Origin of the sequence: Pseudomonas sp. WPR_5_2, from assembly GCF_003634475.1 — a bacterium.
GTDB classification, from domain to species: domain Bacteria; phylum Pseudomonadota; class Gammaproteobacteria; order Pseudomonadales; family Pseudomonadaceae; genus Aquipseudomonas; species Aquipseudomonas izuensis.
The window spans coordinates 384,961-397,826 of the sequence record NZ_RBLA01000004.1 but is presented as its reverse complement, the minus strand read 5'-3'; the positions used below and the strand labels follow the sequence as shown (position 1 = coordinate 397,826).

General features: G+C 58.8%; 13 protein-coding genes. 6 read left to right on the top strand and 7 right to left on the bottom strand.

The window, feature by feature from the left end; genetic code table 11:
- Positions 1 to 3 precede the first annotated feature (3 nt).
- The 3 genes from BJ917_RS17430 to secB are packed head-to-tail and all read left to right on the top strand — an operon-like array spanning position 4 to position 1,215.
- Positions 4 to 417, top strand: a complete 414-nt coding sequence (locus BJ917_RS17430; RefSeq protein WP_096513859.1) for a rhodanese-like domain-containing protein — start codon at positions 4 to 6, stop codon at positions 415 to 417.
- A gap of 1 nt (position 418) precedes the next feature.
- On the top strand, positions 419 to 673 hold the full coding sequence (gene grxC, locus BJ917_RS17425) for a glutaredoxin 3 (RefSeq protein WP_085725502.1): 255 nt from the start codon (positions 419 to 421) through the stop codon (positions 671 to 673).
- 56 nt (positions 674 to 729) lie between these two features.
- Positions 730 to 1,215, top strand: a complete 486-nt coding sequence (gene secB / locus BJ917_RS17420; RefSeq protein WP_096513858.1) for a protein-export chaperone SecB — start codon at positions 730 to 732, stop codon at positions 1,213 to 1,215.
- 107 nt (positions 1,216 to 1,322) lie between these two features.
- Here secB and trmL read toward each other — a convergent pair whose 3' ends face one another.
- Positions 1,323 to 1,778, bottom strand: coding sequence for a tRNA (uridine(34)/cytosine(34)/5-carboxymethylaminomethyluridine(34)-2'-O)-methyltransferase TrmL (gene trmL / locus BJ917_RS17415; RefSeq protein ID WP_096513857.1), 456 nt, complete (start codon positions 1,776 to 1,778; stop codon positions 1,323 to 1,325).
- On the opposite strand from trmL, the gene BJ917_RS17410 reads away from it, so the two are divergent.
- Positions 1,777 to 2,217: a hypothetical protein gene (locus tag BJ917_RS17410; RefSeq protein ID WP_121103934.1), complete on the top strand. Its 441-nt coding sequence runs from the start codon at positions 1,777 to 1,779 to the stop codon at positions 2,215 to 2,217. The genes trmL and BJ917_RS17410 overlap by 2 nt on opposite strands.
- Positions 2,218 to 2,681: 464 nt before the next feature.
- Here BJ917_RS17410 and ntrC read toward each other — a convergent pair whose 3' ends face one another.
- The 5 genes from ntrC to glnA all read right to left on the bottom strand — a co-directional run bounded on the left by ntrC (position 2,682) and on the right by glnA (position 8,240).
- A complete protein-coding gene (gene ntrC, locus BJ917_RS17405; RefSeq protein ID WP_121103933.1) occupies positions 2,682 to 4,118 on the bottom strand; it encodes a nitrogen regulation protein NR(I) in 1,437 nt (478 codons plus the stop codon).
- Positions 4,115 to 5,200, bottom strand: a complete 1,086-nt coding sequence (gene glnL / locus BJ917_RS17400; protein ID WP_096513854.1) for a nitrogen regulation protein NR(II) — start codon at positions 5,198 to 5,200, stop codon at positions 4,115 to 4,117. The genes ntrC and glnL overlap by 4 nt, the downstream gene beginning before the upstream one ends.
- A 220-nt stretch (positions 5,201 to 5,420) precedes the next feature.
- On the bottom strand, positions 5,421 to 6,038 hold the full coding sequence (locus tag BJ917_RS17395; protein ID WP_177435596.1) for a DUF4124 domain-containing protein: 618 nt from the start codon (positions 6,036 to 6,038) through the stop codon (positions 5,421 to 5,423).
- Positions 6,035 to 6,541, bottom strand: coding sequence for a DUF4124 domain-containing protein (locus BJ917_RS17390; protein ID WP_121104023.1), 507 nt, complete (start codon positions 6,539 to 6,541; stop codon positions 6,035 to 6,037). Before BJ917_RS17390 ends, BJ917_RS17395 begins: the two co-directional genes overlap by 4 nt.
- A 292-nt stretch (positions 6,542 to 6,833) precedes the next feature.
- Entirely contained in the window at positions 6,834 to 8,240 is a 1,407-nt protein-coding gene (gene glnA / locus BJ917_RS17380) for a glutamate--ammonia ligase (RefSeq protein WP_096513852.1), read from the bottom strand.
- 328 nt (positions 8,241 to 8,568) lie between these two features.
- Between glnA and thiI the strand changes: the two genes are divergently transcribed.
- Complete coding sequence (thiI, locus tag BJ917_RS17370) at positions 8,569 to 10,023, top strand: tRNA uracil 4-sulfurtransferase ThiI (RefSeq protein ID WP_121103931.1); 1,455 nt, start codon at positions 8,569 to 8,571, stop codon at positions 10,021 to 10,023.
- Between the two features lie 139 nt (positions 10,024 to 10,162).
- Complete coding sequence (gene typA / locus BJ917_RS17365; RefSeq protein ID WP_096513849.1) at positions 10,163 to 11,983, top strand: translational GTPase TypA; 1,821 nt, start codon at positions 10,163 to 10,165, stop codon at positions 11,981 to 11,983.
- A 218-nt stretch (positions 11,984 to 12,201) separates the two neighbouring features.
- Here typA and BJ917_RS17355 read toward each other — a convergent pair whose 3' ends face one another.
- Positions 12,202 to 12,639, bottom strand: a complete 438-nt coding sequence (locus tag BJ917_RS17355; RefSeq protein ID WP_096513848.1) for a YkgJ family cysteine cluster protein — start codon at positions 12,637 to 12,639, stop codon at positions 12,202 to 12,204.
- Positions 12,640 to 12,866: the final 227 nt, after the last annotated feature.

Below are 12,866 nucleotides of genomic sequence, written 5' to 3'. Positions count from 1 at the left end.
TCGATGGTTGCTCACCTGATTGAATTTGCCACTAACCACTACATTCTCGTCGGTATCTTCGTCGTACTGCTGGCCCTGCTGATTGCCTATCAGATGCAGGGCGGCGGCCGCAGCCTGAGCACCGCCGAGCTGACCGCTCTGGTCAACAAAGACGCCGGTGTGGTGGTGGACATCCGTCCGAGCAAGGATTACGCCGCCGGTCACATCGTCGGTGCGGTGAACATTCCCCAGGACAAACTGGCCGCTCGCATCGGCGAACTGGAAAAACACAAGGCCAAGACCATCATTCTGGTCGACGCCCTGGGCCAGACCGCCGGCACCCACGCTCGCGAACTGATGAAGTCCGGCTTCACCGCCGCCAAACTGTCCGGTGGCGTTTCCAGCTGGAAAGCCGACAATCTGCCGCTGGTGAAGTGATATGAGCAGCGTCGTCGTCTATTCCAGCGATTACTGCGGTTATTGCTCGCGAGCCAAACACCTGCTTGCAAGCAAAGGCGTGGCCTTCGAAGAGATCAAGGTCGATGGCAAGCCACAGGTGCGCGCCGCAATGGCTCAGAAAGCCGGACGTACGTCCGTGCCGCAGATCTGGATCGGCAGCACCCATGTAGGTGGTTGTGATGATTTGTTCGCCCTTGAGCGCGCCGGCAAGCTCGATGCGTTGCTCAAGGCCTGACTGCCTTACCCAAAATAAGCAAACCTAAAAGACCCCTGGATCAAGAAGGATCTGCGATGACTGACCAACAGAACACTGCTGCGAACGAAGAAGAAACTGCACCGCAATTCTCCTTGCAGCGCATTTATGTGCGTGACCTGTCCTTCGAAGCCCCGAAAAGCCCGGCGATCTTCCGCCAGCAGTGGGAGCCGAGTGTCGGTCTGGATCTGAACACCCGTCAAAAGGCGTTGGAAAACGACTTCCACGAAGTCGTCCTGACCCTGTCGGTCACCGTGAAGAACGGTGAAGAAGTGGCATTCATCGCTGAAGTGCAACAGGCCGGGATCTTCCTGATCAAGAACCTGGACGACGCTTCGATGAGCCACACCCTGGGCGCGTTCTGCCCGAACATCCTGTTCCCATACGCGCGCGAAGCGCTGGACAGCCTGGTGACCCGTGGTTCGTTCCCGGCACTGATGCTGGCTCCGGTGAACTTCGACGCGCTGTACGCGCAAGAGCTGCAGCGCATGCAGGCGGCAGGCGAGACTCCGACCGTTCAATAATCTGCGCTGCTGAAAATCGCGGGCAAGCCCGCTCCCACAGGATTGTGCAAAACCTGTGGGAGCGGGCTTGCCCGCGATTGTTTCTGTCAGGCGAAAATGATTTCGGACTATTTGAAGCCGTTTTGCCGCCAGGCTTCGTAAACGGCGACCGCCACGGTGTTGGACAGGTTCAGGCTGCGGCAGCCTTCACGCATCGGCAGGCGCAGGCGTTGGTCGGCGGGCAGGGCGTCCAGGACTTCGGCAGGCAGGCCACGGCTTTCCGGGCCGAACAGGAACGCATCGCCCTCCACAAAACTGGCGTCGTGGAACGGCCGCGAACCCTTGGTGGTGAAGGCGAACACCCGCGGGTTGCCCAGGCTTTCCAGGCAGCTGGCCAGGTCCGCGTGGCGCTGCAGGGTGGCATACTCGTGATAGTCGAGGCCGGCCCGGCGCAGGCGCTTGTCGTCCATCTCGAAGCCCAGCGGTTCGATCAAATGCAGGTGGCAGCCACTGTTGGCGCACAGCCTGATAACGTTGCCGGTATTCGGTGGAATTTCCGGTTGGAAAAGGATGACGTGAAACATGCACGGCTCCGAAGGTAAAGATGTGCGGCATTCTACGCCGCAACCCGACAATCGTTCGAAACTATTCCCGCGAGTGATGGCTTCGCTGGCGATTGTCGGGGTGATGGTGGGGATGATGATCGGTCGCCTGACCACGCCCGACCCCAGCGAATTGCAGCAGGTCGAGGTGACGAAGGACGGGCTGGTGGTGTGGTTCAACAACGAACCCAAGACCCATGGCGAGATCGTCGACGGCAGCGTCGCGTTGCTGTTCGAGGCGCAAGGCAAGGCGCAGCAGGGTCAACTCAAGCTCAACGACAAGAGCGTGAACTGGCGAGTGCGGTTGAGTGATGGGGGCTTGTTGCTGACGGTGGTGGCGGCCCGGCCCCTGCAGGGCGACTGGGCCGGCAGCGAGGTCGATGACCGCTGGCGGCTGGAGATCCATCTCCGGGAGCAATAAAAGAGGGTATCCCCGGCCTGCCTGTACCAAGGACCCCAAAACGGCAGGGCTCGTCGCTTGTGCGGTGCGAGCCCGATGTAAAGAGGGGAATCCCCGGCCTGCCTGTACCAAGGTCCCCGAAACCGGGTAGTGAACTGAATCACTGATGAGGCTATTGCAGGGGGCGTGCCAGGTTTTAACAACCTGAAACAAAAAGTCGCGTATATACGTTGAAGGCCCCGTTATTCGGGGCTTTCGTGTTTTTTCGATAGGGGTTCGATTGCGAATCCGGATGGCATTTCGGATCAGTTTCCGTGCGCGATTGCGGTTCACGGTGCCTTGCGGCGGTGCACTGGATGCTTAAAAGCATCGCGGGCAAGCCTTGCTTCCACAGGTGAGGCGCCATTTCAAAATTGGCGTATCACCTGTGGGAGCAAGACTTGCCCGCGATTGGATCTGAAGTACGACGATAACTCTAAGGCTGTTTAGCCCTCATCCCCCTCTTCATCATCCCCACCATCCACCTTCATTCCCAATTCCTTGATCTTGCGCGTCAGGGTGTTTCGCCCCCAGCCCAGCAATACCGCAGCGTCGCGCCGACGACCTGCGGTGTGCTTGAGGGCGGTTTCAATCATGATCCGCTCAAACGCCGGCACCGCGCTGTCCAGCAGGTTCGACTGACCACGGGCCAGCGCCTGGTCAGCCCACTGGCGCAGTGCCTGTTCCCAGTTGGTGACCGGCGCCGAATCCTGCGGCAGGTTCAGCAACTCAGGTGGCAGGTCGCCGATGTGCACTTCGCGACCCGAAGCCATCACCGTGATCCAGCGGCAAGTGTTCTCCAGCTGGCGTACGTTCCCCGGCCAAGGCAGGTTCTTCAGGTACTCCTCGGTTTCGTTTTTCAACAGTTTTGGCTCGACGGCCAGTTCCTGCGCGGCACGGCTGAGGAAGTGCTTGGCCAGTGTCGGAATGTCTTCGCGGCGGTCCGACAGGCGCGGGATGTGAATACGGATGACGTTGAGGCGGTGGAACAAGTCCTCGCGGAATTTTCCGGCGTGCACCAGGGTTTCCAGATTCTGGTGGGTCGCGGCGATGATCCGTACATCCACCTTCACCGGCACGTGCCCGCCAACCCGATAGAACTCGCCATCGGCCAGCACCCGCAACAGACGGGTCTGGGTATCGGCGGGCATGTCGCCGATTTCATCGAGGAACAGCGTGCCTCCATCGGCTTGCTCAAAGCGCCCGCGACGCAAGTTGGCGGCACCGGTGAACGCGCCTTTCTCATGGCCGAACAGCTCGGACTCCATCAGATCTTTCGGGATCGCCGCCATGTTCAGCGCGATGAATGGAGAAGCCGCACGCGGGCTATGGCGGTGTAGGGCATGGGCCACCAATTCTTTACCAGTGCCCGATTCACCGTTGATCAGCACGGTGATGTTGGAGTGGCTCAAGCGCCCGATGGCGCGAAACACTTCCTGCATTGCCGGTGCTTCGCCGATGATTTCCGGCGTGCGGGTCAGGGTCGGGACGACCTCCAGGCCTTGTTGTTCCTGGGCGTGCTGGTTGGCGCGCTTGACCAGCGAGACCGCTTCGTCGACATCGAACGGCTTGGGCAGGTATTCAAACGCACCGCCCTGATAGGACGCGACAGCGCTGTCCAGATCGGAATGCGCCGTCATGATGATCACTGGCAGCCGTGGGTGTTGTTCGCGAATCCGCGCCAGAAGGTCTAGGCCGCTGGCACCGGGCATGCGGATGTCAGAGATGATCACGTCCGGCTGCTGGCGCGCCAGGCGGCTCATCACGCCATCGGCGCTGTCGAAGCTTTGCGTGGTCATGCCTTCCTGTTGCAAGGCTTTTTCCAGGACCCAACGGATAGAACGGTCGTCATCGACGATCCACACGGTTTCACTACGGCTCATGTCGATGTGGCTCCTTGTTCCAGTGGCAGAAAGATCGAGAAGGTGGTGTGGCCGGGGTGGCTGTCACATTCGATCAGGCCCTGGTGCTGGCTGATGATGTTCTGGGTAATGGCCAGGCCCAGCCCGGTACCGTCCGGACGACCGCTGACCATGGGAAAGAAAATGGTTTCCTGGAGTTCCGCAGGAATGCCAGGACCGTTGTCGATGATTTCGATCTTGGTCACCAGGCGATGACGCACATGACCGATGGTGAACTGGCGCATGGCGCGGGTGCGCAGGCTGATGCGGCCCAGGCGCAGCTCGTTCTGGCTGCTGATGGCTTGCATCGCGTTGCGCACGATGTTCAGCACGGCCTGGATCATCTGTTCACGATCGATCAAAACGTCGGGAATGCTCGGGTCATAGTCGCGCACCAAGGTGATGCAGCCCTGGCTTTCGGCCTCGACCAGATGGCAAACGCGCTCCAGCACTTCGTGGACGTTGCACATGGCCAGCGACGGCAGCTTGTTGGAGCCGAGCATGCGATCCACCAGATTACGCAGGCGGTCGGCTTCTTCAATGATCACGTTGGTGTAGTCGCGCAGGCTTGCTTCCGGCAGCTCGCGGGCCAGCAATTGCGCCGCGCCGCGAATGCCGCCCAGCGGGTTCTTGATTTCGTGGGCAAGACCGCGCACCAGCATCTTGCTGGTTTCCTGTTTCGACAGCTGCGCTTCTTCCTTGGTGATCCGCAGCAAGCGGTCGCGGGGGTGGACTTCGAGCAGCAGTAGCGTGTCGCCATTGCTCAGGATCGGCGTGACCGCGTAATCCACCGTCAGGGTCTGGCCGGTGAGGGCGGTCAGCATCGCTTCGCGCTTGGTGAACGGATGGGCCTGCTGAACCGCCTGGCGCAGGGAATTGAGGGCTTCGGCGGATTCGGTGAACAACTCGCTGATGAATTGGCCATGGCTACGCTGGCCGCTGATGGCCAGCAGCATCTCCGCCGCCGGGTTCATGTACTCCAGGCGCAATTCGGCGTCGAGCAGAATGGTGGCGGTCGTCAGGTTGTCGAGTAGCAAACGATGCAGTGCGTCGCTGATGGTCATTCAGGACCTCTTTTGGCGCATGAATAAAGAGCTGATGCGAGGAAACTGCAAAAACCAAACCAAGGCTCCGAAAAGAAGCGCTCAACGCCTGAAACGGGCGTTTGACGCTCGATTGCGTGGCGTACGGTCAGCGTTGGCGGGTACTTTCGAACCAAAATGGGTTGGAATTCGAGCACGGTGCAACTATTCGCACCAATATAGTGCGCAAAGCTGAACAAGGTTAGAAGAACGGCAGGAAATGGTTTTTTTCTTCGGCGGGCTTGTCGATGAGCGGGCATTCCGGCCGTTGGCCGTAGTCGCTGAGGGCGCATGGATTGGCCTTGCGTTTCTGGGCCAGGGATATGCGCTGCATGTGGAAGGGCTGATTAGCGGTGCGCTCGACGGTTCGTCCCTGGTCATCGAGGATCTCCACGGACAGCTGATGGCTGCCACGGTCGATGTTGTTCAGCGCAAAGACCGGGCTTCGGCCGGGTTCGGCAGTGGGTTGGCCATCAAGCAGCAATCGATAGCGATGACCCCGTTGCAGGCCTGGCTCGCTGGTGACGCTGACGATGATCTCGCCGGCCGTGCTGCGCACGGTGGCGTCTGGTTCCGGCACCAGGATGCGCAGCAGGTCGTAGCGGGGCAGCGGTTTCTTCTCGGGTTTTCTTGCTGTCGAGGGGGCGGGGGCAATATCGGTTGCGGGCATTCGATTGCCTGTCGACAGCGGTACGCGTTTGGCGTTGCCGGGTTTTGGCTGGTCGGTGAACACCCGATTGCCTTGAGCGTCGACATAAGTGAAGACCTCCGCTGACACGGGAAATGCGAACAGACAGGCAAACAGCAGCCAGGCCTTCAAGGCTTGTGCACCCGTTGCACGGTGAAGGTCACGGTGGGGCTTTGCTGGATCACGGTTTCGCCATCGATCACTTGCACGGCGAGACTGTGCAGGCCGCGGTCAATGTTCACCAATTGCAGGATCGGTACGTTGCCGGGTTGGCCATAGGGCTGTTCGTCCAGGAGCAGCCTGAATAGATGCGGGCCTTGCAGGCGTGGCTTGATCAACACATTGACGGTGAACGTGCCGTTGTTGGCGCGCAGGGCTTCAGTGGTGGGCAGGCCAGTGAGTTCCAGCACCTCGTAGGCGCTGCGGGGCTGTTCGCGTGCTTCGGCTGGCGCAGGTTTGCCGGTTGGCTGCGTTTCGACACTGTTGAGTGGCGGCAATTCGACCGGCTGAGCCTTTACGCCATCCGGCGGCTGGTTGCTGTAGGCGGTGTTGCCGTCGGCGTCGGTGTACTTGTAGATCTGCGCTGCGGCGGGCAGGGCGATCAGCAGCAGGATGAAGAGAAAGCCACGACCCATAAAATCGACCGGAAATGAAAAAGCATTGGGGGGCAGCATAGGTCAGGGAGGGTGGTTGTCCCAGCTTGTTAACAATTGGGCATGGATTTCCGGGCTCACCTCATTACCCCTGTGGGAGCGAGCCTGCTCGCGAAGGTGCACTCACAGGCGACACCCGTTTTGAATGTGCTGGCCTCTTCGCGAGCAGGCTCGCTCCCACAGGGGGCTTCGGTGGTTGTTGAATCACGGGCACAAAAAAGGCCTCCCGAAGGAGGCCTCTTTTTGTCACGCCGCTTGCGCAGGCGCTACCGGATCAGCAGCTGTAGTACAGCTCGTATTCCAGTGGGTGTACGAAGGTACGTACCTTGATTTCTTCTTCGCTTTTCAGAGCGATGTAAGCGTCGATGAAGTCGTCGGAGAACACGCCGCCTTTGGTCAGGAACGCACGACCTTTGTCCAGCTCTTCCAGGGCTTCTTTCAGGCTGCCGCAAACTTGTGGGATCTCTTTCGCCTCTTCAGGCGGCAGGTCGTACAGGTTTTTGTCAGCAGCGTCGCCAGGGTGGATCTTGTTCTGGATGCCGTCCAGGCCAGCCATCAGCAGTGCTGCGAAGCACAGGTACGGGTTGGCAGCCGGATCCGGGAAGCGTGCTTCGATACGGCGGGCTTTCGGGCTCGACACGTAAGGAATACGGATCGAAGCGGAGCGGTTACGGGCCGAGTAGGCCAGCATTACTGGTGCTTCGAAGCCTGGAACCAGACGCTTGTAGGAGTTGGTCGCCGGGTTGGTGAAGCCGTTCAGGGCCTTACCGTGCTTGATGATGCCGCCGATGAAGTACAGGGCGGTATCGGACAGGCCGGCATAGCCTTCGCCTGCGAAGGTGTTCTTGCCTTCTTTCCAGATCGACATGTGTACGTGCATGCCCGAGCCGTTGTCGCCGTACAGAGGCTTAGGCATGAAGGTAGCGGTACGGCCGTAGGCATCGGCAACGTTGTGCACGACGTACTTCAGGGTCTGGGTTTCGTCGGCTTTCTTCACCAGGGTGTTGAACTTGACGCCGATTTCGTTCTGGCCGGCAGTTGCCACTTCGTGGTGGTGAACTTCAACGGTCAGGCCCATTTCTTCCAGTGCGTTGCACATGGAGGTACGGATTTCGTGGTCGTGGTCGAACGGCGGAACCGGGAAGTAGCCACCTTTGACGCCTGGACGGTGGCCTTTGTTGCCGCCTTCCACGTCCTGGTCGGACATCCACGAACCTTGTTCAGAGTAGATCTTGAACATGGAGCCGGAGATGTCGGACTTGAACTTCACCTGGTCGAAGATGAAGAATTCCGGCTCTGGACCGGCGAATACGGTGTCACCGATACCGGTGGCTTTCAGGTGCTCTTCGGCACGCTTGGCGATCGCACGTGGGTCGCGGTCGTAGCCTTGCATGCTCGAAGGTTCGATGATGTCGCAGACCAGGATCAGGGTCGGCTCTTCAGTGAACGGGTCCAGGACGGCAGTGGAGTCGTCCGGCATCAGGATCATGTCGGAGGCTTCGATGCCTTTCCAGCCAGCGATGGAGGAACCGTCGAACATTTTGCCGATTTCGAAGAAATCGTCATCCAGCGCGTCGCGAGCCGGCATGGTCACGTGGTGCTGAGTGCCTTTGGTGTCCGTGAAGCGCAGATCAATCCACTTGACGTCATGATCTTTGATGAGTTGAACCGACTTCGACATAGTGTCCTCCGGGTGGATTAGGGCTGGTAGTGGATGCCCTTAAATGTTTGTGATGCCGGCGCGAATACTCTGCCAAGGCAACCTGCCTCACAAGGGAGCAAATTGCATGCCAGTGCCCCAGCATGGGTTTTTTGCCCCAATTTCACGCTTATAGAGGTGCAAAGCGTCTTAAAGCCGAAAAACTCGCCCCTTAATGTAGCGTCGAAATCGAAAAATGACCTGTTTTGGTGCGTGCAAAACCTTCTGTACATTAACTGGTTAAACCTTGAGCAATTTCCGCTATAATCCGCGCCCCCCTTTTTCGGCAGGCCTCGCGCGCGCTGTTTCCATGAAATTAATCGTAAAAGTCTTCCCAGAGATCACCATCAAGAGCCGCCCGGTACGGATGCGTTTCATCCGCCAGTTGGCCAAGAACATCCGTGCCGTGCTCCGCGATCTGGACCCGGCTGTGGTGGTGAATGGCGTATGGGACAACCTCGAGCTGGAAACCCGCGTCAGCGATCCCAAGGCCCTGAAGGAGATGGGCGAGCGCCTGAGCTGCATGCCGGGCATCGCGCATTTCCTGCAAATCGACGAATACCCGCTGGGCGATTTCGACGACATCGTCGAGAAGTGCAAGCAGCACTACGGTGATGCACTGGCCGGGAAGATCTTCTCGGTGCGTTGCAAGCGCGCCGGCAAGCACACATTCAGCTCGATCGATATCGAGAAATATGTCGGCAGCCAGTTGCGCCGTCAGTGCGGTGCCGCCGGGATTGACCTGAAAAAGCCTGAAATCGAAGTCCGCATCGAAGTTCGCGACCAACGGTTGTTCGTGATCCACAGCCAGCACAATGGCATCGGCGGTTATCCGCTGGGCGCGCTGGAGCAGACGCTGGTGCTGATGTCCGGCGGCTTCGACTCCACCGTTGCGGCCTACCAGATCATGCGTCGCGGCCTGATGGCGCACTTCTGCTTCTTCAACCTGGGCGGGCGTGCCCACGAACTGGGCGTCATGGAAGTCGCGCATTTCATCTGGAAGAAGTACGGCAGCTCGCAACGCGTGTTATTTGTCAGTGTGCCTTTCGAAGAAGTGCTGGGAGAAATTCTCGGCAAAGTCGATAACAGTCATATGGGCGTAGTATTGAAGCGTATGATGTTGCGCGCTTCCTCCCAGATTGCCGATCGACTGCACATCGAAGCGCTGGTGACCGGTGAGGCGATCTCCCAGGTGTCGAGCCAGACGTTGCCGAACCTGTCCGTGATCGACTGCGTGACCGACAAGCTGGTCTTGCGCCCGCTGATCGCCAGCCACAAGCAGGACATCATCGACACGGCCAACGAAATCGGCACTGCTGATTTCGCCCGGCACATGCCGGAGTACTGCGGGGTCATTTCGGTCAATCCGAAAACCGCTGCCAAGCGCTATCGCGTGGAGCACGAAGAGAAAGAATTCGACATGGCCGTCCTTGAGCGTGCGCTCGAGAACGCCAAGCTGGTGCCGATCGATCGCGTGATCGATGAATTGGGCCAGGACTTGCAGATTGAAGAAGTCAGCGACGCGCTGGCCGGTCAGATCGTCATCGACATCCGCCACCCGGATGCCGCCGAGGATGACCCGCTGGAGCTCGCTGGTATCGAGGTACAAACGATGCCGTTTTATGCACTGAACGCTCGTTTCAAGGAACTGGACCCTACTCGCCAGTACCTGCTGTATTGCGACAAAGGCGTGATGAGTCGCCTGCATGCCCACCATTTGCTCAGTGAGGGGCATGCCAATGTGCGCGTTTATCGACCGAGCTAAGTGCCCGGGGCTGTTTGCCTGTGGCCTGCGTCACCGGCCCCCCGATGCCACCGTCAAGCTGTAACGGCTTTCACGGACGCTACTGTTAATCGCTGCCAAGACTTGTCAGCACACCGAATCCTCTGATCGAGATACACAAGTGATCGAAAATCTACGCAACATCGCCATCATTGCCCACGTTGACCATGGTAAAACCACCCTGGTAGACAAACTCCTGCGTCAATCCGGCACCCTGGAGCGCAACGAGCTCAACGACGAGCGCGTGATGGACTCCAACGACCAGGAAAAAGAGCGCGGTATTACCATTCTGGCGAAAAACACCGCCATCAACTGGAACGGCTACCACATCAACATCGTGGACACCCCGGGCCACGCCGACTTCGGCGGCGAAGTTGAACGCGTAATGTCGATGGTCGACTCCGTTCTGCTGCTGGTTGACGCTCAAGACGGCCCTATGCCGCAAACCCGTTTCGTGACCAAGAAGGCGTTCGAAGCCGGCCTGCGTCCGATCGTGTGCATCAACAAGGTTGACCGTCCAGGCGCGCGTCCGGACTGGGTTCTGGACCAGATCTTCGACCTGTTCGACAACCTGGGTGCCACCGAAGAACAGCTGGACTTCAAAGTCGTCTACGCCTCGGCCCTGAACGGTATTGCCGGTCTGGACCACAACGAAATGGCTGACGACATGACCCCGCTGTACCAGTCGATCGTCGACAACGTACCGGCGCCGGCTGTTGACCGTGACGGTCCGTTCCAGATGCAGATTTCCGCACTGGACTACAACAGCTTCCTGGGTGTTATCGGCGTTGGCCGTATCGCTCGTGGTCGCGTCAAGCCGAACACCCCGGTTGTTGCTATCAGCGCCGACGGCAAGAAGCGCAACGGTCGTATCCTGAAGCTGATGGGTCACCACGGTCTGCACCGTGTAGACGTTGAAGAAGCTGCAGCAGGCGACATCGTGTGCATCAGCGGTATGGACGAGCTGTTCATCTCCGACACCCTGTGCCAGCAGGACACCCCGGAGGCGATGAAGCCTCTGACCGTTGACGAGCCAACCGTTTCCATGACCTTCCAGGTAAACGACTCGCCTTTCTGCGGTAAAGAAGGCAAGTTCGTGACCTCCCGTAACATCAAGGAACGTCTGGACAAAGAGCTGCTGTACAACGTTGCACTGCGCGTTGAAGAAGGCGACTCGGCTGACAAGTTCAAGGTTTCCGGCCGTGGTGAGCTGCACCTCTCGGTACTGATCGAAACCATGCGTCGCGAAGGCTTCGAAATGGCTGTAGGCCGTCCGGAAGTGATCATCCGTCTGGTTGACGGCGTGAAGCACGAACCGTACGAAAACGTCACCATCGACCTGCCGGAAGAATCCCAGGGCAAGGTGATGGAAGAGATGGGCCTGCGTAAGGGCGACCTGACCAACATGGTGCCGGATGGCAAGGGCCGTGTACGTCTGGAATACAACATCCCTGCTCGTGGTCTGATCGGTTTCCGTAACCAGTTCCTGACCCTGACCAACGGTGCTGGCATCCTGACCTCGATCTTCGACCGTTACGACGTGATGAAGTCCGGCGACATGTCCGGCCGTCAGAACGGCGTTCTGGTTTCGGTTGAAACCGGCAAGGCACTGACCTACTCCCTGGAAACCCTGCAGGCGCGTGGCAAGCTGTTCGTTGAACACGGTCAGGAAATCTACAACGGTCAGATCGTTGGTCTGAACAGCCGTGACAACGACCTGGGCGTTAACCCTACCAAGGGCAAGAAGCTCGACAACATGCGTGCTTCGGGTAAAGACGAAACCATCGCTCTGGTTCCACCTGTTCGCTTCACCCTGGAACAGGCTCTGGAATTCATCCAGGACGACGAGCTGTGTGAAGTGACGCCTAAGTCCATCCGTCTTCGCAAGAAGATCCTGGACGAAAGCGAGCGTACCCGCGCTGCCAAGAAAGCCAAGGCGTAAGATTTAGCCAGGCTTAAAAAAACGCCCCCGGTCGAGAGACCGGGGGCGTTTTTGTTTGTCTGCGATTTGTGTGGTGTTTGTGCCGGCCCCTTCGCGAGCAGGCTCGCTCCCACATTGGATCTTCAGTGAACACCTGATTTGTGTACACCAGAGATCCCCTGTGGGAGCGAGCCTGCTCGCGAAGGCGGCCGATCAGTCGGCGCAGAAGTCAGGAGATATCAGAACCGCTCGATGGAGCGTGAATTGCGCTCACGCTCCACTTCCTTCGGCTTGTACGCACAATACCCCGGACGCGGCCCGATTTTCGGGTGATTGCGGCAGGTGTCCGGGCGCTTTTCATAAATAGTGCACAGACGGCTCTTACGATCCAGGTAGTAGCAATCGTTGTTGCTCATGCGCTGGAGGGTGAAGATGCCCGATTTCTGGTTGAAGCGTTCGACCAACCCTTCTTTCTGCAGGCGCTTGGCGATGTTCTTCGGTGGATCGCCCAGCTCGAATTCGTCGACCACGCCGATACGGACCAGATCCTTGATCTTTACTTCCACCGGCAGCGTGCAGCAGCTGGAGATGCACGAGCCGCACATAGGGGCCGAATACTTGGCCCAGGTATCGAGACGGTCGATCTCGGCTGCGGCAATCAGGTTGGGCTTCATCATCGAGGGTTTTACCAGGCGTATGCATCAGGGCGCGCGATCATACCGGGACTGGTGGATTTTTGAACAACCTTTCGCCAGATTTTTTCTGCATCGCCCAACGAACCGCTAATCCGGCACGGCCCCTGCATTGATTGATGTAACCGACAATGAATTGCCGACCCGATTCGCATAACTGGAAAAACTGCCGAACCAGAGCCTCTACCGCCTGTCAGACCGTCTAGGCTCAG

Coding starts and splice junctions, on each gene's coding strand:
- ntrC (WP_121103933.1), bottom strand. CDS start 4,118: ATGAGCCGTAGTGAAACCGTGTGGATCGTCGATGACGACCGTTCTATC.
- BJ917_RS17410 (WP_121103934.1), top strand. CDS start 1,777: ATGCACGGCTCCGAAGGTAAAGATGTGCGGCATTCTACGCCGCAACCC.
- BJ917_RS17430 (WP_096513859.1), top strand. CDS start 4: ATGGTTGCTCACCTGATTGAATTTGCCACTAACCACTACATTCTCGTC.
- BJ917_RS17390 (WP_121104023.1), bottom strand. CDS start 6,541: ATGGGTCGTGGCTTTCTCTTCATCCTGCTGCTGATCGCCCTGCCCGCC.
- grxC (WP_085725502.1), top strand. CDS start 419: ATGAGCAGCGTCGTCGTCTATTCCAGCGATTACTGCGGTTATTGCTCG.
- secB (WP_096513858.1), top strand. CDS start 730: ATGACTGACCAACAGAACACTGCTGCGAACGAAGAAGAAACTGCACCG.
- thiI (WP_121103931.1), top strand. CDS start 8,569: ATGAAATTAATCGTAAAAGTCTTCCCAGAGATCACCATCAAGAGCCGC.
- BJ917_RS17355 (WP_096513848.1), bottom strand. CDS start 12,639: ATGATGAAGCCCAACCTGATTGCCGCAGCCGAGATCGACCGTCTCGAT.
- trmL (WP_096513857.1), bottom strand. CDS start 1,778: ATGTTTCACGTCATCCTTTTCCAACCGGAAATTCCACCGAATACCGGC.
- glnA (WP_096513852.1), bottom strand. CDS start 8,240: ATGTCGAAGTCGGTTCAACTCATCAAAGATCATGACGTCAAGTGGATT.
- glnL (WP_096513854.1), bottom strand. CDS start 5,200: ATGACCATCAGCGACGCACTGCATCGTTTGCTACTCGACAACCTGACG.